The organism is Metabacillus bambusae, assembly GCF_017497975.1.
In the GTDB taxonomy this organism is placed as follows: Bacteria; Bacillota; Bacilli; order Bacillales; family Bacillaceae; genus Metabacillus; species Metabacillus bambusae.
On record NZ_JAGDEL010000001.1, the window covers coordinates 318,667 to 340,978 of the forward strand.

The 22,312-nt window shown below is 36.4% G+C and carries 18 protein-coding genes; all 18 read right to left on the reverse strand.

Annotated features, from left to right (window positions below; translation table 11 throughout):
* Positions 1–6 precede the first annotated feature (6 nt).
* The gene (locus I7822_RS01435) at positions 7–1,053 is read right to left on the reverse strand and encodes an ABC transporter permease (RefSeq protein WP_207975005.1); all 1,047 of its coding nucleotides are present in this window, start codon (positions 1,051–1,053) and stop codon (positions 7–9) included.
* Positions 1,050–2,579, reverse strand: a complete 1,530-nt coding sequence (locus I7822_RS01440) for an ABC transporter ATP-binding protein (RefSeq protein ID WP_207975006.1) — start codon at positions 2,577–2,579, stop codon at positions 1,050–1,052. The genes I7822_RS01435 and I7822_RS01440 overlap by 4 nt, the downstream gene beginning before the upstream one ends.
* Positions 2,580–2,854: 275 nt before the next feature.
* On the reverse strand, positions 2,855–3,937 hold the full coding sequence (locus I7822_RS01445) for a BMP family lipoprotein (protein WP_207975007.1): 1,083 nt from the start codon (positions 3,935–3,937) through the stop codon (positions 2,855–2,857).
* 355 nt (positions 3,938–4,292) lie between these two features.
* Positions 4,293–5,018 carry a GntR family transcriptional regulator gene (locus tag I7822_RS01450; protein WP_207975008.1) on the reverse strand — a complete coding sequence of 242 codons (726 nt, stop codon included), beginning with the start codon at positions 5,016–5,018 and terminating at the stop codon, positions 4,293–4,295.
* Between the two features lie 349 nt (positions 5,019–5,367).
* Complete coding sequence (locus tag I7822_RS01455; protein ID WP_207975009.1) at positions 5,368–7,734, reverse strand: FtsK/SpoIIIE family DNA translocase; 2,367 nt, start codon at positions 7,732–7,734, stop codon at positions 5,368–5,370.
* A gap of 70 nt (positions 7,735–7,804) precedes the next feature.
* Positions 7,805–8,062 carry a YlzJ-like family protein gene (locus tag I7822_RS01460; RefSeq protein ID WP_207975010.1) on the reverse strand — a complete coding sequence of 86 codons (258 nt, stop codon included), beginning with the start codon at positions 8,060–8,062 and terminating at the stop codon, positions 7,805–7,807.
* Positions 8,059–8,784, reverse strand: a complete 726-nt coding sequence (locus I7822_RS01465) for a ClpP family protease (RefSeq protein ID WP_207975232.1) — start codon at positions 8,782–8,784, stop codon at positions 8,059–8,061. Before I7822_RS01465 ends, I7822_RS01460 begins: the two co-directional genes overlap by 4 nt.
* Before the next feature lie 620 nt (positions 8,785–9,404).
* Positions 9,405–11,066 (reverse strand): ribonuclease J, encoded by a 1,662-nt coding sequence (locus tag I7822_RS01470; RefSeq protein WP_207975011.1) that lies wholly within the window; start codon positions 11,064–11,066, stop codon positions 9,405–9,407.
* Between the two features lie 296 nt (positions 11,067–11,362).
* On the reverse strand, positions 11,363–12,244 hold the full coding sequence (gene dapA, locus I7822_RS01475; RefSeq protein ID WP_207975012.1) for a 4-hydroxy-tetrahydrodipicolinate synthase: 882 nt from the start codon (positions 12,242–12,244) through the stop codon (positions 11,363–11,365).
* Positions 12,245–12,344: 100 nt separating this feature from the next.
* Positions 12,345–13,562: an aspartate kinase gene (dapG, locus tag I7822_RS01480; RefSeq protein WP_207975013.1), complete on the reverse strand. Its 1,218-nt coding sequence runs from the start codon at positions 13,560–13,562 to the stop codon at positions 12,345–12,347.
* Positions 13,563–13,628: 66 nt separating this feature from the next.
* Positions 13,629–14,672: an aspartate-semialdehyde dehydrogenase gene (gene asd, locus I7822_RS01485; RefSeq protein ID WP_207975014.1), complete on the reverse strand. Its 1,044-nt coding sequence runs from the start codon at positions 14,670–14,672 to the stop codon at positions 13,629–13,631.
* A 129-nt stretch (positions 14,673–14,801) separates the two neighbouring features.
* Positions 14,802–15,404, reverse strand: coding sequence for a dipicolinate synthase subunit B (locus I7822_RS01490; RefSeq protein ID WP_207975015.1), 603 nt, complete (start codon positions 15,402–15,404; stop codon positions 14,802–14,804).
* Positions 15,404–16,303, reverse strand: a complete 900-nt coding sequence (dpaA, locus tag I7822_RS01495) for a dipicolinic acid synthetase subunit A (protein WP_207975016.1) — start codon at positions 16,301–16,303, stop codon at positions 15,404–15,406. Before dpaA ends, I7822_RS01490 begins: the two co-directional genes overlap by 1 nt.
* A 245-nt stretch (positions 16,304–16,548) precedes the next feature.
* Complete coding sequence (locus I7822_RS01500) at positions 16,549–16,809, reverse strand: YlmC/YmxH family sporulation protein (RefSeq protein ID WP_066337647.1); 261 nt, start codon at positions 16,807–16,809, stop codon at positions 16,549–16,551.
* Between the two features lie 82 nt (positions 16,810–16,891).
* Positions 16,892–18,130, reverse strand: a complete 1,239-nt coding sequence (locus I7822_RS01505; protein ID WP_207975017.1) for a M16 family metallopeptidase — start codon at positions 18,128–18,130, stop codon at positions 16,892–16,894.
* A 31-nt stretch (positions 18,131–18,161) separates the two neighbouring features.
* Positions 18,162–19,148: a polysaccharide deacetylase family protein gene (locus I7822_RS01510; RefSeq protein ID WP_207975018.1), complete on the reverse strand. Its 987-nt coding sequence runs from the start codon at positions 19,146–19,148 to the stop codon at positions 18,162–18,164.
* 464 nt (positions 19,149–19,612) lie between these two features.
* On the reverse strand, positions 19,613–21,730 hold the full coding sequence (gene pnp / locus I7822_RS01515; protein ID WP_207975019.1) for a polyribonucleotide nucleotidyltransferase: 2,118 nt from the start codon (positions 21,728–21,730) through the stop codon (positions 19,613–19,615).
* 217 nt (positions 21,731–21,947) lie between these two features.
* Positions 21,948–22,217 carry a 30S ribosomal protein S15 gene (gene rpsO, locus I7822_RS01520; RefSeq protein ID WP_066337658.1) on the reverse strand — a complete coding sequence of 90 codons (270 nt, stop codon included), beginning with the start codon at positions 22,215–22,217 and terminating at the stop codon, positions 21,948–21,950.
* Positions 22,218–22,312 lie beyond the last annotated feature (95 nt).

Here is a 22,312-nt window from a genome sequence, read left to right on the forward strand (position 1 = left end):
GCTCACTTATTTCCCCTCCTTTTTAAAACGAAGTAAAATCCAACGGATAAAGTAGCTTGAAGCTACGAAGAAGATAATAAGTGCAATAACTATTTCAACTAGTTCATTCGGTACACCAGCTTCTGAAGGCATGTTTAATGCTCCAATTTTCAGTCCACCAAATAATGCAGCAGCGAATATGATTCCAATTGCCGTGTTTCCTCCAATAAGGGCAACAGCGATTCCATCAAAACCAATTCCTGTAAAGCCACCCTTAACAGAAACATATTCAAACGTTCCTAAACCTTCCATCGCCCCAGCAACACCCGCAAACGCACCAGAGATAACCATAGATAAAATAATGTTTTTATTTACATTCATCCCAGAATAATGTGCTGCATCGTGATTAAAACCTACTGCACGAAGCTCATATCCTTTTGTTGTTTTTTCAAGTAAAAACCACATCAAAAATGCTGCAATTAGTGCAATAAAAATCCCAAAGTGCATACGTGAAAAGTCAGTTATATTCTCAAAAAATTCAGAACGTAAAGATGCAGATGGAAGTACTTTTTCCGTTTTATCAGCATTATCAGTAATTACGTCTCTAATTAATGCATTTGTTACATGTAAAGCAACATAATTCATCATAATTGTAACGATGACTTCGTGTACTTTAAATCGGGCTTTCAAAAAACCAGGAATAAATCCCCAAAGTGCACCTGCTAAACCAGCAACGATAATTGCTAGTGGAAGGTGAATAATCATTGGTAATTCAAATGCAATACCGACCCAAACCGCAGCAAGCCAACCGACTATTACTTGCCCTTCAACTCCAATGTTAAATAGACCAGTACGAAAGGCAAACGCTACCGCTAAACCTGTTAAAATATAAGGTGTTACCTGTCTAACCGTTTCACCTATATAATAAGATTCTCCGAAGATCCCATACCATAATGCACTATACCCAGCAATCGGATCGTAACCACTAACTAACATAATGATTGCACCACAAACTAAACCTAATATAATGGCAATTATCGGAATTAGCAAATTCATATAACGATTTAAATTCATGATGGCTCACCTTCTTTCTGACGCTTACTACCAGCCATTAGCAATCCTAACTCCTGTTCAGTTGTTTCCTTAGGATCAACGATATCAACTATTTTTCCTTCGTAGATAACAGCAATTCTATCACTTACATTCATAATTTCATCTAATTCAAATGAAATAAGGAGGACAGCTTTTCCGTTATCACGTTGTTCTATTAACCGGCTATGAATGAATTCAATTGCTCCAACATCTAATCCACGTGTAGGCTGTGCTGCAATTAATAAATCAGGGTTTCGATCAACTTCACGTCCGATTATAGCCTTTTGCTGATTTCCACCTGATAAAGCCCTTGCTAAGGTTGTTGAGCTTGGTGTTCTTACATCAAATTCCTTTATTAATTGGGAAGCTTTATCATAAATGGCTTTAAAATTTAAGACACCTCTCTTTGAAAATGGTTTTTGGTAATAGGTTTGTAGCACCATGTTCTCGCCAACAGGGAAATCCAATACAAGGCCATGTTTATGTCTATCCTGCGGAATATGACCAATGCCTGTCTCTGTAATTTTCCTTGGGTGCATATTTGTAATGTTTTTATTATTTATTTTAACAGTACCAGAATGCACCTTTCTTAACCCTGTAATCGCTTCAATTAATTCAGTTTGACCATTGCCATCTACACCAGCAATACCGACTATTTCACCGGCACGGATTGATAAACTTAAAGAATTTACCATCGGAACTTGACGATTATCTTTAACAACTAAATTTTCGATTGTTAATACATCTTCTTTAGGAGAAGCAGGAATTTTTTCTGTAGTAAATGAGACCTCTCGTCCTACCATTAATGAAGCTAGTTCATTTGGATTTGTATCAGATACATCTACTGTTCCAATTCCTTCCCCTTTACGAATGACTGTAACTCGATCACAAACCTCCATAATCTCCTTTAATTTATGTGTAATTAATATGATCGATTTTCCTTCGTTAATTAAAGTTTTTAAAATTTGAATTAACTCTTTAATTTCTTGAGGAGTTAAAACTGCTGTCGGTTCGTCAAAGATTAATATTTCTGCACCGCGAAATAACGTTTTTAAAATTTCTACTCGTTGCTGCATACCTACTGAAATATCTGAAATTTTTGCTGTAGGATCAACTTTAAGACCGTATTTCTCTGATATTTCTTTTACTTGTTTTTCTGCTTCTTTTAAATTAATTGAAGTACCTTTTTTCGGTTCATTACCTAAGATGATATTTTCTGTAACAGTAAACGTATCAACGAGCATAAAATGCTGATGAACCATCCCAATTCCTAAATCATTTGCGATGTTTGGATTCGTAATATCAACCTTTTTTCCTTTAACTCTAATTTCCCCTTTTTCCGGTTGATAAAGTCCAAAAAGCACATTCATCAATGTTGACTTTCCTGCTCCATTTTCACCTAATAACGCATGAATTTCCCCTTTTTTAACTTGTAAAGTAATGTTATCGTTTGCAACTATTCCAGGAAATTCTTTGCGAATATTTAGCATCTCAATTACATATTCCAACTTGTTCACTCCTTTTCCCTGAACAACATGAAGTTTTTTATTATTCATTTTGTAACTTAATGCTCTATTGACAAAAGCTAGCTGGTATGAAAATCACCAAATGCAAGTCCTCTAAATAGTTAGAAGATTTGCATTTATTGATTTTCAGGAATAAAGGGGTGACTTTTAAATAGTACAGACCTCTCTAACAAATGGAGATATAGACACATTGTCCTATATTCGTTTAGCTAGAGGGTCTGACCTTTATCATTAAGTCAGCCCCTTTTTATTTATCTTTATTTTGTAGGTACTTCAATTTCACCATTTAAGATTTTCTCTTGATATTCTTTCACTTTTGCTTTTACATCATCTGATAGATGTTCATCATGTGGAGCTGAAGCAATACCAATTGCCTCCTCTTCAATACCGTATTCTATAATTTCTCCACCTGGGAACTCACCAGCAGAAGCTTTTTCAGCAAGATCTTTAACAGCAACGTCAACACGTTTTACCATAGAAGTAAGTGTTACGTTAAAGTCTTCTCCGTCTTTCGTTTTACCGTTTCCTTCTTCATATTGATCTTTATCAACACCGATAACCCAAAGTTCACGGTCTGGATCTTCTACTTTCAAGTCAATAGCCTCAGAGAATACACCGTTACCAGTACCACCAGCAGCATGATAAATAATGTCTGCGCCACCACCGTACATACTTGAAGCAATCGCTTTACCTTTATCAGCTGCAGTAAATGATCCAGCGTATTGAATATCAACTTTTGCAGCAGGATTAACTGCTTTTACACCTTCAACAAAACCTACTTCAAACTTTTTAATTAAATCAGATTCCATACCACCTACGAATCCAATTTTATCAGTTTTCGTTGTTAAACCAGCAACTACTCCAACTAAGTATGAACCTTGATGCTCTTTAAATGTAATGCTGGCAACGTTTGGCTGTTCTACAACACTATCAACAATAGCAAAATGAGCATCCTTTTGTTGCTGTGCGATCTCATCTACTGCACCTTGCAATTGGAAACCAATTCCGTAAATTAAGTCATAGTCTTTACGGGCAAGAGTATTTAAGTTTGTCGCATAGTCTGCATCACTTGTTGATTGCAAATAGTTATAACCTTCCCCTTTTTCAAGGTTGTTTTCTTCACCATATTCTTGAATGCCTTCCCAAGCAGATTGGTTAAATGATTTATCGTCTACCCCACCTTCATCAGTAACCATCGCTAAAGTGAAGTTATCTTTTGAACCTTCACCGCCGCCTTCTCCACCAGCTTCTTCATTTTTATCAGCCCCACCGCCACAGCCAGCTAAAAGCGTTCCTGCTGCAAGCACTAGAGATAATGCAAGTCCATGTTTTTTCTTCATTTTTATAACCCCCTAATTAATAATTTTAATATAGCTCTTAACTACAAACAGACTTTTCGGTACGATCACCTCCTTAAAGTCCAAATTACACTTACTTTTATCATAAAGCGAGAATTCCATCGGAGGGGTTATGTTCATCCCTACTGATGGATAGCGAGACTTATCGGATCTTTACGGGCAGTTCCCCCCACACCAATCTGCTTGGCCTCTCTAGAATCTTGAGGTGGGGGTTTTACTGCCCGTTATGAATGGGATAAATAACACACAAGAGTTTAGCACTAACTAGTGTAGATTTTCTGACAAACTTATGTAAGAACTATAGAAAAAAAGTTAAGGGTCTATTATTATCATTTACCTATAATCGTTTTCTTACAACATGAAAACTAAAGTGGTCTGCTCTAAAGTAATTTAATGAGTATAAAACCGGTCTATCTTGGTCATCAAAGTGCATTTGTTTTAACAATAGCAATGAGGTTTCAGGATCACACTCTAAAATTGGAGAAATTTTCTCATGGTAGCCAATAGGATCGATATGAGTAACAGCATAGCTAATATATATATTAGCTTTTTCTTCCAATAATTTAAATAAGGATTCCTGCTCATGATCAAAAGTTTCTGGTAAAATATGTGTCGGAATTTTATCTAAACAATAGACTACTGGCTCACCATTTGCTGTCCGTACTCTTTCTAGTAAGAAGATTTCCTCTTCTTTGTCACATTTAAACCTTTTCACATCATCATCTGTAGCACCAGTAATCAAGGATGAAAGAAATATAGTGCCTGGTGTAAGATTTGCCTTTTCAATCATTGCTGTTACACTATTTAATTGTTCTATACCTGAAGTGAATCGCGGTTTGGAGTTTACAAATGTTCCAACACCATGCCTTCTTATGATAACGTTTTCTTCCTCAAGTATACGGAGTGCTTCTCTTAGAGTAGCCCTACTGACTCCTAAACCTTTTGAAAGTTCAAATTCAGATGGTAGTTTTTCTTTTTCCTTGTAAGTGCCATTTTCAATATCTTCTTTAATTTTATCAATAACTTGTAAATACAAGTGACGATTGTCAGATTTTATGGTCATTAGTCCGCCCCCAACCTTTTCCGCTATGTACAAGAGATCAGACATCTGATGTTATACACCTATCTCTAATCGAAAATACTATATCATGTTTTTCGTTAGAAATAAATAGAAACTAAATATTTTTGTCGAAATAAGTAGAAAAATAAAATTAGTTTGTTAACTATATTTCTGTTTTTCATGATTTATTATACTCAATATGTAAATTTTAGATGTAATGTGTCCAATTTTTATTGGAACTACTAGTAACAAATTTATTATAAATTTTCATTTTATTATTGAACTTGCAATTGAAAACAAAAAAACAGCATACAAAATGATTTTCACTTCGTACACTGTTTAGTCTTATTCATTATGAGGTTAGTTCTTCATGTCTTTCTTTTGAGAGAAGGACTTCACGAGGCTTGCTCCCTTCGTATGGGCCTACTACTCCTCTTTCTTCCATCGCATCAATTAATCGAGCCGCTCTCGTATAACCGACACGAAATCGACGTTGTAGCATTGACACAGATGCCGTTTGCATATCAACTACAAGCTGTACAGCTTCCTCGTACAAATCATCTTGTACTTCGCTTGTTGTTTCAACTACTTCGGAAGGAATCATCTCTTCTTGATATTGTGCCTTCTGTTGAGCAATAACAAAATCAACGGTTTGTTCAACTTCATCATCCGATAAAAATGCTCCCTGAACACGAACAGGTTTTGATGCACCGACAGGTAGAAAGAGCATATCTCCTCTACCTAATAGCTTTTCAGCGCCCCCCATATCAAGTATTGTTCTAGAATCAGTTTGTGATGAAACACTGAAAGCGATTCGTGAAGGAATATTTGCTTTAATTACTCCTGTGATAACATCAACTGACGGACGTTGTGTTGCAATAATCAAATGGATTCCTGCCGCACGAGCCATTTGTGAAAGCCTAGTTATTGAATCCTCAACATCAGATGAAGCAACCATCATTAAATCTGCGAGCTCATCAACAATAACAACGATATAGGGGATTTCTGGCTGCTTTGCTTCTTCAACTCGGTTATTTCTTCTGATTATCTCATTATAACCCTCAATATTTCTCGTTCCAGTATGAGAAAACAGCTCATATCGTCTTTCCATTTCATTGACTACTTTTTTTAAAGCTTGGGACGCTTTTTTTGGATCTGTTACGACAGGGGCGAGCAAATGCGGGACCCCATTATATACATTAAGTTCTACCATTTTAGGATCTATCATCATAAGCTTGACTTCATGTGGCTTTGCACGCATTAAGATACTTGTGATGATCCCATTAATACAGACACTTTTCCCACTACCAGTTGAACCTGCAACTAATAAGTGAGGCATTTTATTAAGTTCAGCTAAAACAGCATCACCAGAAATATCTCTTCCCAAACCGATTAGTAGTTTTGCATCAGGTCGATCATTCGATTTCGACTCTAATACCTCTCTTAGGGAAACCATTGCTATTTCTGAATTTGGTACTTCGATACCGACAGCAGATTTTCCTGGAATAGGGGCCTCTATCCGAATATCCTTTGCAGCAAGAGCTAATGCTAAATCATCACTTAAATTAACAATTTTACTAACCTTAACACCTGCATCGGGGTATACCTCATATTTCGTAACAGCTGGTCCTAAATGTACCTGAGTAACTTTAGCTTTGACACCAAAACTTTGAAATGTTTTTTCAAGCTTCCTAGCATTTTCGTAAATATTTTTCTTATCTGCATTTTGAGCGTTTTGCTTAGGTGCTTTTAATAAATCGATTGGCGGTAGTTCATAATCTTTGTTCTCTACCTCCACAAATGTTATTGGCTGAAGAGCCTCTTGCTCTTGTGTTGATTCTTCTGTTGTTGATTTGGTAGTTCTTTGTTTTTGAGTTGATTCATTAGCAGGATTTATTTGTTGATGTGTGTCCATCATATGAACGACCATTTCTGATGGTTCCTCAAGATCAGAAAAACTTGAAATGATTGGTTTCATAACCTCTTCATCATCAAACGATTCCATTTCCTTTTCTCTAGCCTTCTCTTCTTCCTTGTCCTTTCTATTTTGTTTTTGCTCCTCACGCTTCTTTTTCATTGCAGAGGGTAGACTTTTCATATCATCTTTAAAACCTATAGCCTGATTTTTAATAAATCTTCCAATCGGCATTAACACCTTAGCCAATGTTGCTTGTAATGATCTACCTGTAATTAAAATAACCCCAATAACAATTAGGACAACTGCAATGATTCTTGAACCCGCTTCAGCAAATAGATAGTAGGAAGCAGCAAAAAAGAGTGCTCCTAGCATTCCCCCACCTAAATCGACAGTGCTTCCCTCACCTCTAACATCCAACCAAAACAGTTCAAGTGTGTTAGAGAGAACACTAGGGGATGCAAAAGTGCCATTATGTGAAAGCATTTTGAAAAGTGTTACATGACTAAGTAGTAATAGAGAGGCTGTTACACAATATATGCCAATCATTTGCCGACTAAATAACCTTGGGATTTGTCGCTTCCAAATTAAACAGAGTGAGAAAAGGACAATTCCAATTAAAAACAGCATGTACCATTCTCCGCTAAAAAAGCGAAATAAATGAACGAACGTTGTACCCACAAATCCAAGCTTTGAAATAGCTATTAGTGCAATTGCTAAAATAATTAATCCTGCAAGCTCATATTTTAACGTCTTTTTCCAATCTTCCTTCGTTTTTCTTTGTTTTCTTTTTCGTTTTGCCATAAAATGATCACCTATGTATAGTTAATGTTTTTCTTTAAAAAAATGAAGAAAGCAGCCGAAACTGGCTGCCTTATCGTTGCTCTCCTATTATACCATATTTCTCCTCTGGGGTTGAAATGGTCATGGTAATTTTTTGACCCGGACAATACTGATTATCTAAAAAATGACGTGGATCACTACTTAGAATTCGAACAATTTCATATTGAGCAGTTGCTGTTTCCTGGACTAAAAGTTGAACACCGTTCATATGAATGACTGATTGCTTTTTATATTCATCTTCCATGGTTGGGAACATAAGTTCTTCTGGCATCATTGTATAGTAGATCATTGAAGCACCTGCTTATCATCAGATTTTTCAAGAATACTATTCAGCTTTTGAATTGCTTGACCAACTCCACCGACTTCATCAATTAACCCGTACTCTACTGCATCCTTCCCAACAACATTTGTCCCAATATCTCGCGTTAAATTCCCTTTTGAAAACATTAACTCTTTAAACTTCTCTTCAGTAATATTTGAGTGCTTCGTAACAAAATTGATGACTCGATCCTGCATCTTATCTAAATATTCAAAGGTTTGTGGTACCCCAATAACTAATCCTGTTAAACGAACAGGGTGGATTGTCATTGTTGCAGTTTCTACGATAAAGGAATGGTCACATGAAACAGCGATTGGGACACCAATCGAATGACCTCCACCTAATACTATGGAGACAGTTGGTTTTGAAATCGTGGCAAGCATCTCAGCTATAGCTAAACCTGCTTCCACATCACCACCAACGGTATTTAATATTACTAATAATCCTTCTATATTAGGATTTTGTTCAATTGCAACGATCTGCGGGATGACATGTTCATATTTCGTTGTTTTATTTTGAGGTGGAAGTTGAATATGACCTTCAATTTGTCCAACAATTGTTAAACAATGGATTTTAGAATCTTGTCCCATCTGTGGCACATTTGTTTGGCCCAGTTGTTGTATCTTTTCAACAATTGAACTTTCTTTTCCTTCTTGCTTCTCTCCAACTTCGCTATGATCGTTCCCCTGTATGTAATGATCATGATTCGTCAAGCTTCATCATCCTTTCTTTTTCATTCTGTTTGTAGTATTTACAACCTTGTTTATTTCATGCGAATGATAAGAAATAGACGATTCAAAACAAAAGCGCATGTACCTTGTTCAGCGATGTATGAACTGGAGGACTCCGTATCTAGCTGCGGCTTATAGCTCTTCGAGTCATAAGCCAATCAGCTGCCTGAGAAAAAACCACAACAATCATCTGCTTGTCTTATGCTTGTCAGAGCTGAACAGTCGCCTCGCTTTTAAATTGTATGGGATATAGCGAGACTTACATCAGTGGTTTTCTGATGGATAGTAAGACTTAACGGACTTTTACATTTACTAACCTTTAATGTGCAGCAAATAAAACACAAAGAGCACGAGCGTTCGATGTTGACTTAGCGTATAAGGGGTGTAAAGTTCAATAGTCGCTGGAGGAGGATGTCAAAGCTCTTAACCACAATAGAAACAATTTTATTATTTTCTTCACATTGAAAAGAGACTGACAATTCAATCATGTGTCAGTCTCAAGCCAAATTAAAGTATATTCAACAACTTTGTCTTACAAGCGTTTTCAATCTATTAAAAATCAACGTTACATTGATTTTTCATTAAATCTCCATAATAATCGGTAAGATCATTGGTCTTCTTCTCGTTTTCTCATATAAGTATTGATTAAGCGACTCTCTTATACTAAGCTTTATTGCTGACCATTCAATAGCATATTCCCTCACACTACGATCTACAATATCAGAAACAAGCTCAGTTGCTTTTCCAATTAACTCCTCTGATTCACGGACATAAACGAATCCTCTCGTTATAATCTCTGGACCTGATATGATTTGTTTTTTCTGTTTATCAAGAGTAACCACAACGATTAAAATTCCATCCTGAGATAATAAACGACGATCTCGAAGCACGATGTTTCCTATATCCCCTATTCCTAGGCCATCGATTAATATATTTCCAGATGATACTTTAGCACCTGTATGTACTTGATCTCCTTTAAACTCAACAACATCTCCTTTTTCTATTAGAAAGATGTTCTCTTCATCCAAGCCTACTTGTTTCGCTAATTTTGCATGAGCTTTTTGCATTTTATATTCACCATGAATTGGAATAAAAAACTCTGGCTTTGTTAAGTTAAGCATCATTTTTAACTCTTCTTGGTGACCATGGCCAGAAACTTGGATTTGCTTTTGACCAAATACAACATTTGCTCCTGCTCTAAATAATAAATCAATTGTTTTAGAGAAAATTAACTCTTGACCAGGAATTGGAGTAGCTGCTACAAGGATGGTGTCTCCTTCTTTTACATTAACTTGCTTATGAGACTGTTTAGCCATTCTAGATAAGACAGCTAGTGGATCTCCATGATTACTTGTTGTTAAAATAGCAACTTCATTTTTTGGATGCTTGTCTATTTCGTTTACAGATATGATAAACTCTTCATCAACATCAATATATCCTAGATTGATAGCTAAATTTAGGGTATTCTTCATATTTTTCCCTACAATTGCTATCTTACGGTTATTTTTTACTGCAGCATTTATTACTTGTTGAATCCTGTATAAGTTAGAAACAATTACTGCAACAATTACCCTTCCTTCGGCATTATACATGACATCAGATATTTCACTTCCAATAATGGCTTCTGAACCAGAATATCCAGGCTTTTCTGCATTAATACTATCAGATAATAAGCATAAAACACCTTCATCTCCGATCTTAGCGATTTTACCAATATCCATTTGACTATCACCAACAGGTGTTTGATCAAATTTAAAGTCACCTGTAAAGACGATAGAACCCATTGAAGTAGAAAAACTTATGCCGACTGAATCTGGAATACTATGATTTGTTCTAAAAAAAGAAATTTCAGTACTTGAAAACCGCAAGACTGTTTGGTTATCAATTTCTTTTACCAATACCGTTTGTTTCATTCGATTTTCTTTTAGTTTTTCACTGACAAATGCCAATGTAAGCTTTGTACCATATATAGGCACACTAATATTATTTAGGAGATAGGAAATCCCACCGATATTCTCATCATGCCCATGTGTTAGAAAAATCCCTCTTACACGCTCTCTATTTTCCTTTAAATACGTAATATCTGGTATAACCATATCAATACCTAACATTTCACCTTCAGGATACATTAACCCTGCATCAACGACAAATAGATCAGAGTTAATTTCAACTACAAACATATTTTTCCCGACTTCACCTACGCCGCCTAAAGCGATTAATTTAATATTTTCTGTCTTTTCCATGATTTAATAAATCCTCCCCACTGAAGTACCCGTTCAACGGCACTTAGAAACATTATACCTGATGAAAGAAATGGAACACAAGGAAATTTTCTCCGTATAGTTTTTCTGATGATTAATACTTAATCATCATCATAAACACCTTCTCCAACCTTAGTATTAGTCCCCATAAATAAATGGTTCCTCACCTTCAATCTTAAGTGTTTAAGACTAGAAGGCAATTATGTTTGTTTCCGTCGAAATAAATAAGACCTGATACTCTTGTATCAGGTCTAACGAAAATGAATCAACAAAAATAATTATTCGTTTAAATAGTTATCAATTACTTCCATAAGCTTATTACGTTCATCACTTGTTAATGGGATTAATGGTAAGCGTACAGAACCAACATCTAAGCCTCTAACTTGTAAAGCCGTTTTTACAGGTCCTGGGTTTGGAACTGTGAACAATTGCTTAACTACGGGCAATAATTTACGGTGTTGGTTTGCAGCGGAAACATAATTTCCACTAACAAATGCTGATATCATAGATTGAATCTCATTTCCAAAAATATGAGAAGCCACAGATACTACTCCGGCACCACCAATTGAAAGAACTGGTAATGTTAATGTATCATCACCTGAGTATAGGACGAAATCTTCTTTTGTTTTAGCAATAATTTCTGACATCGCATCTAGATTACCACTAGCTTCTTTAACTGCAACAATGTTTGGCAGCTCTGACAGTCTCACCGTTGTTTCTACGGACATATTAACTACACTTCTGCCTGGAATATTATATAGCATGATCGGGAGAGTCGTTGATTCTGCTATAGCTTTAAAGTGTTGATAAAGTCCTTCTTGGCTAGGTTTATTATAATATGGAACAACAAGCATAATTGCATCCACACCTGATTCCTCAGCAAGCTTTGTTAATTTAATTGAAGCAGCAGTATTATTACTACCAGTCCCAGCTACAACAGGAACTCTACCATTTACCTCTTTAACAGTGTGTTTAATTAGCGCAATTTTCTCTTCATTGCTTAGTGTAGGAGATTCGCCAGTTGTACCTGTTACAACCAATGAATCAGATCCATGGTTGATTAAGTAATCAATTAATTTAGATGTTTTTTGAAAGTCAATATTTCCATTTTTATCAAACGGAGTTACCATTGCTGTTGAAAGTTTTCCAAAATGACTCATTCTCTCTCTCACTCCTTTTGTTGCCTTCTAAATATAAGCTTAGTTTGTTGCTAATGATAGCGGCTAATTGCCCAAGAATGTCCAAAGGCTTCCGCTTTTCTTATTTTGATAGATCAAATGCTTCGTGTAAAGCATTAACCGATTTTATCATATCTTCTTCCTTTACTAAAACCCAAATCGTCGTATGACTATCGGCAGATTGAAGGATTTGGATTCCTTTTTCGGAAAGTGCTGTCACTATTCTTGCTGTCACACCAGGAACACCCATAATTCCTGCCCCTACTGTGGATACTTTTGCACAATGTCTATTAATAATTGGTTCATAACCGAGACTCTCTAAAATTTGGATTGCACGATCGGTAACCTTATCAGTAACAGTGTAAATAACACCTTTTGGAGTTATATTAAAAAAGTCTACACTTATACCGTCCTTTGCCATTGCTTTGAAAACTTCTGTTTGAACATCATATTGACCTTCTTTTGCAGTCACTTTTATTTGAGTGACATTAGAGACATGCGCAATTCCGGTTATTAGACGTTCATGAACATCGCTTCCTCTTTTTCTAGAGTGATTTGATGTAACGAGTGTTCCAGAGGATTGTGAATATGTCGATCGAACACGTATAGGTACTTCTGCTTGCATTGCGATTTCAACTGCACGAGGATGGATAACCTTAGCACCTTGATATGCAAGATTAACAATTTCTGTATATGTTACAATTGAAAGAGGTTTTGCATTTTCTACGATTCGTGGATCTGCAGTCATGACACCTTCAACATCTGTAAAGATATCAACAAATTCAGCGTCTAATGCTGCACCAAGTGCAGCTGCAGAAGTATCACTTCCACCTCTACCAATCGTCGTTATATCTCCATTTGTCGATGAAGCACCTTGAAAACCCGCGACAACTACAACATCATGAGTTTCGAATGTCTCAAGCAATCGCTCACACTTCATTTCAAGAATTTTAGCATTTGTATGTTCATCATTTGTAACAAAACCAGCTTGTGATCCATTTAGCGCTGTGGCTTTAATATCATTCTCATTTAACATACTTGAAAATACAATTGAAGAGATCATTTCACCGCAAGACAAGAGCATATCCTGTTCCCGATTCGAAATCGATTCAATCCCACCATATAGCAAACTAAGCAGCGTATCTGTTGCATATGGATCACCATTTCTACCCATTGCAGAAACGACAACAACAACCTTATAGCCTTCCGCTATTGCTTCTTTTATATGGTTTAAGGCCATTTCTCGACCGTGAGTATCTTTAACAGACGTTCCACCGAATTTTTGAACAATAATTTTCATTGTAACACCTCAACTATAGACGTGAGAGAAGAGAGCTGGTTAACCATGCTCTCTTCCTAATAAAGATTAAACTAATTGTAATTTTACAAGACTCTCAGCGATTTGAACAGAGTTCCAAGCTGCACCTTTTAATAGGTTATCAGAAACGATCCACATATGGAACCCATTATCACGGTCTAAATCTTTACGAATTCGACCTACAAACACATCATTCTTTCCTACACAATGTGCTGGCATTGGATAAATTTGTCTGGATGGGTCATCTTGAAGTGTCACACCATCTGATTCTTTTAATAGTTCTTTAACTTGCTCTGCTGTGACATCATGTTGATCAATTTCAACGTATACAGATTCTGAATGTCCAGTCTCAACAGGTAAGCGAACACAAGTTGCTGCTACGTGTAACTCAGGCATAGTCATAATTTTCTTCGTTTCGTTAATCATCTTCATTTCCTCAAATGTAAAGCCATTATCTTGGAATTTATCAATTTGTGGAATTGCATTAAATGCAATTTGATAGTGTTGTTCATCACCTTTTACAGGAAGAATTTCAGGTGTGTATTCTTCACCATTAAGGATGGCTTTAGATTGTTCTTTTAATTCATTAATTGCTGCTGCACCTGCTCCAGATACTGCTTGATATGTTGACACAATCACTTTATTTAAGCCATATTGCTTGCGGATTGGTTCAAGTGCAACAACCATTTGAATCGTAGAACAGTTTGGGTTTGCAATAATCCCATTATGATCTTTAAGAGCCTCTTCATTAACTTCAGGTACTACAAGTGGAACATTTTCATCCATTCTGTATGCACTTGTATTGTCAACAACGATTGCTCCACGTTTTACTGCTTCTGGTGCAAATTGTTTAGATACACTTCCACCAGCACTGAACAATGCAATTTGAACTCCTTCAAAGCTTTCAGGAGTTGCGACTTGAACAATATATTCTTCGTCTCTGAACGTGATTTTAGTACCAGCTGAACGTTCAGAAGAAAGCAAAGTTAATTTAGAAATTGGAAAATTACGTTCCTCCAGCGTATGAAGCATTTGTTGCCCCACCGCTCCTGTTGCACCGACTACTGCTACATGATAACCTCTTGCTTCCATTAAACACTAGCTCCTTCCAGCTATTTTAAACAAACATGTAAAATAGCTTCAAATCTTTTACGTATTATTCTATCACATTAATTGTCGAATGGATTCAAAAATTTATTTTTGTTTAATTGAATTTTAAAATTATTTTTCTAAATCGCGAAACTTTTCGACAACAACAGGTTGAAATTGTTTTCCTTCTAGTGCAGATAGGACTGTCTCAAGTAATGATTCCATTCTAGCAACCATTGAATTAGGCTTCTTATCAGGAGCATCTTGACCGAAAGGAATGAAGTAAATATCTTTAGTAGCCATTAAACGCATCAGATTTACACCATTTAACCCAAGTGCATCATTAGTTGAAATTCCAACTACAACAGGACGATGTGTTCTTAACGTTGCTTTGGCAGCCATTAGAACTGGAGAGTCTGTTAATGCATTCGCAAACTTACTCATTGAATTACCTGTTAATGGAGCAATCACCATGCAATCAAGAGGGAGCTTCGGACCCAATGGTTCCGCTGCTACAATCGAGTCAATTACTTTATTACCTGTAAGTCGTTCTATTTTTTCTACCCATTCTCCAGCAACTCCAAAGCGTGTTGTTGTATTTTTAACTGTATGTGATACAACAGCAATAACATCAGCACCTTCATCTAATAATGACTTAATTTGTGGATATACCTCTTCATATGTGCAATGTGATCCCGTAATTCCAAATCCAATACGTTTACCAGTTAACTTCATCAAGAAGACCCCTTTCCTTCTATTAATAAATCATTCAAAAGCTGGGTGAGAACATTAGCTACAATTTGGCCTGCTGTTTTAGGGGCAACAATGCCAGGTAATCCTGGTGCCAATAGAGCTTTAATTCCCCGTTTTTCAGCATAGCGAAAATCAGTTCCACCTGGTTTTGATGCCAAATCAACGATTAGAGTGTGTGTAGGCATATTCGAGATGACCCTTGCAGTAACAACTAAATGTGGAATTGTATTAATGCAGACATCAATGTCCTCAACCTCTTCTTGAAGGTTTTCTAACAAAAATGGTGTAAGTCCCATCTCAGTAATTCTAGCTAAATGTGCAGTATCTCTTGCTCCTACCTTTACTTTTGCTCCTAATGCAGCGAATGTTCTGGCAACACTCATTCCTACTCTTCCAAGGCCTAGAACAGCGATTTTCGAGCCATGGATAGTGATATCAGTGTGCTGAATGACCATCATGATCGTACCTTCGACTGTAGGTATTGAATTGTAAATAGCAACATCATCCCGCTCAAAAAGTTGCACCAATGTTCGATTGGTTGATTGAACAATTTTATCTAAGTAAGAATTTGTTATTCCTGAATATATAACACAATGTGTAGGAGTTTTTGAAAGTAATTCCTCAGTTAATTTAACTTCTTCATTCGAAAACACAGTATCAATAGCCCCCTCATGTGTGGTACCATTGATGGGCAAAATTATTGCATCTATTTCTTCAAATTGAACCTCATCTATCTTTGCTTTCGTAGCACCAGTAAAGCCATGGTCTAATTGATCAAAACCGATGAGAAATAGCTTTGCATCGAGTTCAGTTAATTTACGGATAACTTCAAGCTGCCTTGCATCGCCACCGATAACAGCTACGTTTAATCCTGTTAACATGTTGATTTTTCACCTTCTTTTCGGCATGTTATCTGTTTTAAATTCATTGATTTTCTAGGATAACTTACTTCAACATACTATGTAGAGAATGTAATATGGGTGATTAAACAAGAGGAATTTTGAAAATGGAAGCTTGAGGTTCAGGAATTGGAAAACGGTACGTTCCTTTGTGTTAAGTGTTTATTACCTATCAATGAGGATTCGTGTATAAAAAAAAACGATTGGCTTATGCCAATCGAATACAATTATGATTCTATTTTTTCAATCTGTTCATCAGGAATATCAAGAATAATCATATCTGTCCCGATCTTTTTAATATGCTGCCATGGTACACGAATTTCTTGCCCTTGTTTTCTTAGACCAAACCACTTTAAAGAAGGGATAATTAAGGTAGTAATTTGACCTGTTTGTTCATTGATTTCAAGATCTGTTTGACCAAGCACACCTAACCGCTCTGCTCGTTTAACATCGACGATTTCTTTTCCACTTAACTCACTTAATCTCATGTTCATTCCCCCTTTCTATTATCTTATCGGACTATACCATAAAAAAATGCCTACAATTTTCATGAATTGTAGGCTTTTAAAATTATTTTAGTTTTTCAGGAAGCTGTCCGTCTGGACTGATTAGGGCAATTGAATACGTATCTGTAAACAATTGGTTTGCAAGAGTATTGACGCTTTCTTCACTAACTTCATTTACCTTTTCAATGATTGAATCAAGTGAACGATGACGTCCAAGCATAAGTTCATTTTTACCATTTCTACTCATTCTACTATTTGTGCTTTCAAGGCTTAGCATTAAGCTTCCTTTCATTTGCTCTTTGCTATTTGCTAATTCTTTTGCGGTAATGCCTTCTGCTTTTAATGTCGCTAACGTATCTTGAATCGTTTCAAATAACAGGTTTAATTGGCTGCTACCTGTACCACCGTAGATCGTTAGTAAGCCATTATCCTCATATGAAGAATGATAAGAAAAGACCGAGTAGGCAAGTCCTTTTTGCTCCCTTACATCTTGAAACAAACGGCTGCTCATACTTCCACCTAAAATATTATTTAATACGATTAAACTATAAATATTTTCATGACCTACCTCTAAGCCATTAAACCCGATACAAAGATGTGCTTGTTCAGTATCCTTTTTTCTTGCTAGCTTTTGATCCATAAAGCCTGGTTTTTCAACCTCGCCTTTAGTTGAATTCGTTTCGTATGATCCAAAAAGTTTTTCAACTTCTTTTATAAATTCCTCTGATATATTACCAGCAACAGAGATAACAACTTTATCAGGTGTATAATAATCATTCATATATTGTCGTAAAGTATCTCCATTAAAGGTTGCTAGTGTTTCTTCCGTACCTAAAATTGGATAACCCAGTGGATGATCTCCATATGTAGCACGACTTAATACATCATGAACGATATCATCTGGTGTATCTTCATACATTTTTATTTCTTCATATACAACGTTCTTTTCTTTTTTTAGTTCTTCCTCATCAAATGTTGAATGAAAGAACATATCTGCTAATACATCAAGAGCATATTGTGCATGGTCATCTAGAACCTTAGCGTAATAGCATGTATACTCCTTTGATGTAAACGCATTAACTTGCCCACCTATACTATCAAAAGACTCTGCTATTTCGCGTGCAGATCTCGTTTTTGTTCCTTTAAAAAACATATGCTCTAAAAAGTGGGAGACACCATTATTTTGTAAATTTTCATTACGTGATCCAGTGCCAATCCATACCCCAATTGCAACTGATCGCACAGTTGGTATGTTTTCTAATACGATTCTTACTCCATTTTGACAAGTATATTTTTTTATCAAACTTGCTCCTCCTTCATAGATGCTACATGAATCACTCATCTGTTTTGTTATTCTTATCATTTGTTGATAGTCTTCCTTCATCAACCATCATTGAAACAGAGCCGAACGAATACCCTTTTTGCTTGACTGATAAAATTAGTGTTTCAAGACTATCAGAAGTTGAAGAGGTTGGGTGCATTAAAATTAAAGCGCCATTATGAACTTTCCCCATGACTCGCTGAACTAGCACATGTGGTTCAGGACGCTGCCAATCAATTGTATCGACACTCCACATAACTGTTCCCATATTCATTTCGTCAGCAATTTCTACAACCTCATCCCTCATACTTCCACTTGGTGGTGCAAACCAAGTTGGAGTTACGTCTGTTACTGACTTGATGACCTCATTTGTTTTCGCTAATTGCTCTCTAATAGACGATGAAGACAACTGTTTCATATCTGGATGTGTATATGAATGATTTCCAACCTCATGACCCGCGTCAACAATCATCTTAGCCATTTCAGGATTTTCTTTGACCCATCTTCCTTCTAAGAAGAAGGTTGCTTTTACATGGTATTTATTTAGCGTTTCTAGCATATCAGGAATATACTCATTTCCCCATGCAACATTAATTAGAAAGGAAACCATAGGTTTATCAGGATGTCCTCGATAAATCGGTGCTGCAGGTAAATCTGCTAAATGAACAGTCGGTTCTACTTGACGGTACACAAGGAGCTTTTCATCAAATACTCCCTTACCCTTCATTTTCTTATATGATTCTTCAATATCAACGGCTATTCCATTATAGCCTGGTGTTGCCTTCCAAACCTTATGTATTTCTGCATTTTGAGCAGGAATGTTATATTCTTGGGATTTAGCAGCAATCTCCTCATATAAATTGTCCTGATGCTTTGAAACGGTGATGCTAGCATGCTTTATTTGATCAACATAAGATGATGTATAAGGATTTTCAATAAACCCTATGCCAACCGTTAAGATTAAAAGAAATCCAACGAGATGAATAATTTTCCTTTTCATTATGTATCCCCCTTTTTACTAAAAAATATGTAAAAAGAGGACAAGGTAGAACTAGAAAGCGGAAGGTGCCTGCTTATCGGTGAAAAGAATAAGACGAGCCGACTAGAAGGTTGTTCTTTAACCTTCTAGACGGATTGGCTTATTCCTCGAGCCGATGGCATCTGCAGCTGGACTAACGGAAAGCGCAAGCGCCTTGTTCAGCCCCGACAAGCATAAGACGCTCCATAATAGAAGGCGTCCTTTGCCTTCAATTATGGAGTGGCTTATGACTCGAGGGGCTAGGCGCTGGAGCTAGACAACAAAAACTAATTCTAAAGCATATTAATTCCAGGACCTCTAAGAAAAAACGCACTTTTATAGAAAGTCACCTTTATGTAATAAACTCAGTATTGCAGTATTTGCAACCGCTCTCCCCAATAACCTTTCAAACCTAAAAAGAAGCCCGGTTACCCCGGCCTCCACTATTATCCTTCTTGCTCTTCTTTTTCTTTTTGTTCTTTTAATACAGCTTTTCGTGATAAGTTTACACGACCTTGCTTATCAATTTCAGTTACTTTAACTAAAATCTCATCTCCTAGGGAGAGAACATCCTCTACCTTACCAACACGTTCTTCAGCAAGTTCAGAAATATGAACTAATCCATCTTTCCCACTGAAAATTTCAACAAATGCACCGAATTTTTCAATACGCTTAACTTTACCAAGGTACAATTGGCCAACAACCACTTCACGTACAAGATCTTCAATAATTTTCTTCGCTTTTTGATTCATTTCCTCGTTTACAGATGAAATGAATACAGTTCCATCTTGTTCAATGTCGATCTTCACGCCAGTTTCTTCAATAATTTTATTGATTTGTTTTCCGCTCGGTCCAATAACATCTCTAATCTTATCTGGATTTATTGCCATTGTTAAGATTTTAGGTGCATATTGTGAAAGCTCTTGCTTTGGTGTTGAGATGGTAGCAAGCATTGATTTTAGGATCTCCATACGACCCTTTTTCGCTTGTTGTAACGCTTCTTCTAGGATCTCACGAGAAAGTCCTTCAATTTTGATATCCATTTGTAAGGCAGTTACACCTTTTTCAGTACCTGCAACTTTGAAGTCCATATCACCTAATGCATCTTCCATACCTTGGATATCTGTTAATACTGTATAGTGCTCTCCAGATTTCACTAAACCCATCGCAATACCAGCTACTGGAGCTTTAATTGGAACACCAGCATCCATCATTGCTAATGTACTTGCACAAATACTTGCTTGTGATGTTGATCCATTTGATTCTAGTACTTCTGAAACAAGACGTATTGTATATGGAAAATCTTTTTCAGAAGGGATAATTGGTTCTAAAGCTCTTTCACCTAAAGCACCATGACCGATTTCACGTCGTCCTGGCCCTCTCATTGGTCCTGTTTCTCCAACACTAAACTGTGGGAAATTATAATGATGCATGAATCGTTTTGATTCTTCGATACCAAGACCGTCTAATATTTGTACATCCCCAAGTGCACCGAGCGTACAAATGCTTAATGCTTGAGTTTGTCCACGTGTAAACAAGCCTGAACCATGTGTTCTTGATAATAAATTCACCTCAGATGAAAGTGGTCTGATTTCATCAACACCACGGCCATCAGGTCTTACTTTTTCTTCCGTAATTAGGCGACGAACCTCAGCCTTTACTAGCTTAGAAAGAATTTGTTTAACCTGCTTAATTGTTTGAGCATCTGCTTCTTTTTCTTCGAATTTAGCGATAACTGCATTTTTCACTTCTGTAATCGCAGCTTCTCTAGCATGTTTTTCTTGAACTTGAATAGCTTGTAATAAGTCCGTTTCTGATAGATCACGAATTTCTTTTTCTAGCTCAGCATCTAATTCAAAAAGCTCAATTTCTATTTTCTCTTTGCCAACTGCTGCAGCAACTTCCTCTTGGAAGGCAATTAGACGTTTTATTTCATCATGTCCAAACATAATCGCCTCTAACATAATTTCTTCTGGTACTTCTTCTGCACCAGCTTCAACCATATTAATTGCATCTTTTGTACCTGCAACAACTAAATGAATATCGCTTTGTTCAGCTTGTTCAACAGTTGGATTAATGACAAACTCATTATTAATTCGACCAACTGTTACACCTGCGATCGGTCCTTCGAATGGGATATCCGAAACACAAAGTGCTAATGATGACCCAAACATTGCTGCCATTTCAGAAGAACAATTTTGATCAACACTCATAACAATACTAATGACTTGTACTTCATTTCTAAAGCCGTCAGCGAATAATGGTCTTATTGGACGATCGATTAATCGACTTGCCAAAATTGCTTTTTCACTTGGACGACCCTCTCTTTTAATAAATCCACCAGGAATTTTCCCAACTGCATATAGTCGCTCTTCATAGTTTACAGTTAACGGAAAGAAATCAAGTGGTTTCGGTTCCTTTGAAGCAGTTGCTGTACTTAATACTGCAGTATCACCGTAACGAACTAACACGGCACCGTTTGCTTGTTTGGCTAATTGCCCAATTTCAACTGTTAGGTTTCTACCAGCCCAGTCTATGGAAAACTTTTGCTTTGCTTGTCCCATATATGTAAAACTCCTCTCTTACTAGTTAGTTTTAATATTATGTATTAGTATGAACCATTTATATTCAACATATCAATGTTGTTATTGTATGTAAATAGGTTAATTAGAAAATCTTGATTCCTCACCAAGTACTATTGACGATAGGTTAAGTTTTTCTTATACAGGCTCTTTATTTAAATACACTAAAAAAGCGGGAATAATCCCGCTTTTGAAGTAATTATCGACGTAAACCAAGCTTGTTGATTAACTCACGATAACGAGTTACGTCTTTATTACGTAGGTAAGTTAATAAGTTACGACGTTTACCTACCATTTTTAATAGACCGCGACGTGAATGGTGGTCTTTTTTGTGAACACGTAAGTGATCGTTCAAGTTATTGATGTCCTCAGTAAGGATAGCAATTTGAACCTCTGGAGATCCAGTATCAGATTCATGTGTTTTAAAAGTAGCGATTAGTTCGTTTTTACGTTCTTGTGTGATAGCCATCCTTTTCACCTCCTTAATTTACAAAACCCCAATTACCGAGCAACCGTTGGTGAATCGATTTGCCAAGCAATGGTTTTAAGTTACATCAATTAGAA

Excerpts from the sequence above, each read along its gene's own strand:
- pnp (WP_207975019.1), bottom strand. The coding sequence starts at position 21,730 with ATGGGACAAGCAAAGCAAAAGTTTTCCATAGACTGGGCTGGTAGAAAC.
- I7822_RS01500 (WP_066337647.1), bottom strand. The coding sequence starts at position 16,809 with ATGAGATTAAGTGAGTTAAGTGGAAAAGAAATCGTCGATGTTAAACGA.
- I7822_RS01455 (WP_207975009.1), bottom strand. The coding sequence starts at position 7,734 with ATGGCAAAACGAAAAAGAAAACAAAGAAAAACGAAGGAAGATTGGAAA.
- I7822_RS01490 (WP_207975015.1), bottom strand. The coding sequence starts at position 15,404 with ATGAAGTTAACTGGTAAACGTATTGGATTTGGAATTACGGGATCACAT.
- rpsO (WP_066337658.1), bottom strand. The coding sequence starts at position 22,217 with ATGGCTATCACACAAGAACGTAAAAACGAACTAATCGCTACTTTTAAA.
- I7822_RS01435 (WP_207975005.1), bottom strand. The coding sequence starts at position 1,053 with ATGAATTTAAATCGTTATATGAATTTGCTAATTCCGATAATTGCCATT.
- dapG (WP_207975013.1), bottom strand. The coding sequence starts at position 13,562 with ATGAAAATTATTGTTCAAAAATTCGGTGGAACGTCTGTTAAAGATACT.
- I7822_RS01460 (WP_207975010.1), bottom strand. The coding sequence starts at position 8,062 with ATGATCTACTATACAATGATGCCAGAAGAACTTATGTTCCCAACCATG.
- I7822_RS01470 (WP_207975011.1), bottom strand. The coding sequence starts at position 11,066 with ATGGAAAAGACAGAAAATATTAAATTAATCGCTTTAGGCGGCGTAGGT.
- I7822_RS01445 (WP_207975007.1), bottom strand. The coding sequence starts at position 3,937 with ATGAAGAAAAAACATGGACTTGCATTATCTCTAGTGCTTGCAGCAGGA.
- I7822_RS01510 (WP_207975018.1), bottom strand. The coding sequence starts at position 19,148 with ATGAAAAGGAAAATTATTCATCTCGTTGGATTTCTTTTAATCTTAACG.
- I7822_RS01450 (WP_207975008.1), bottom strand. The coding sequence starts at position 5,018 with ATGACCATAAAATCTGACAATCGTCACTTGTATTTACAAGTTATTGAT.
- asd (WP_207975014.1), bottom strand. The coding sequence starts at position 14,672 with ATGGAAGCAAGAGGTTATCATGTAGCAGTAGTCGGTGCAACAGGAGCG.
- dpaA (WP_207975016.1), bottom strand. The coding sequence starts at position 16,303 with ATGTTAACAGGATTAAACGTAGCTGTTATCGGTGGCGATGCAAGGCAG.
- dapA (WP_207975012.1), bottom strand. The coding sequence starts at position 12,244 with ATGAGTCATTTTGGAAAACTTTCAACAGCAATGGTAACTCCGTTTGAT.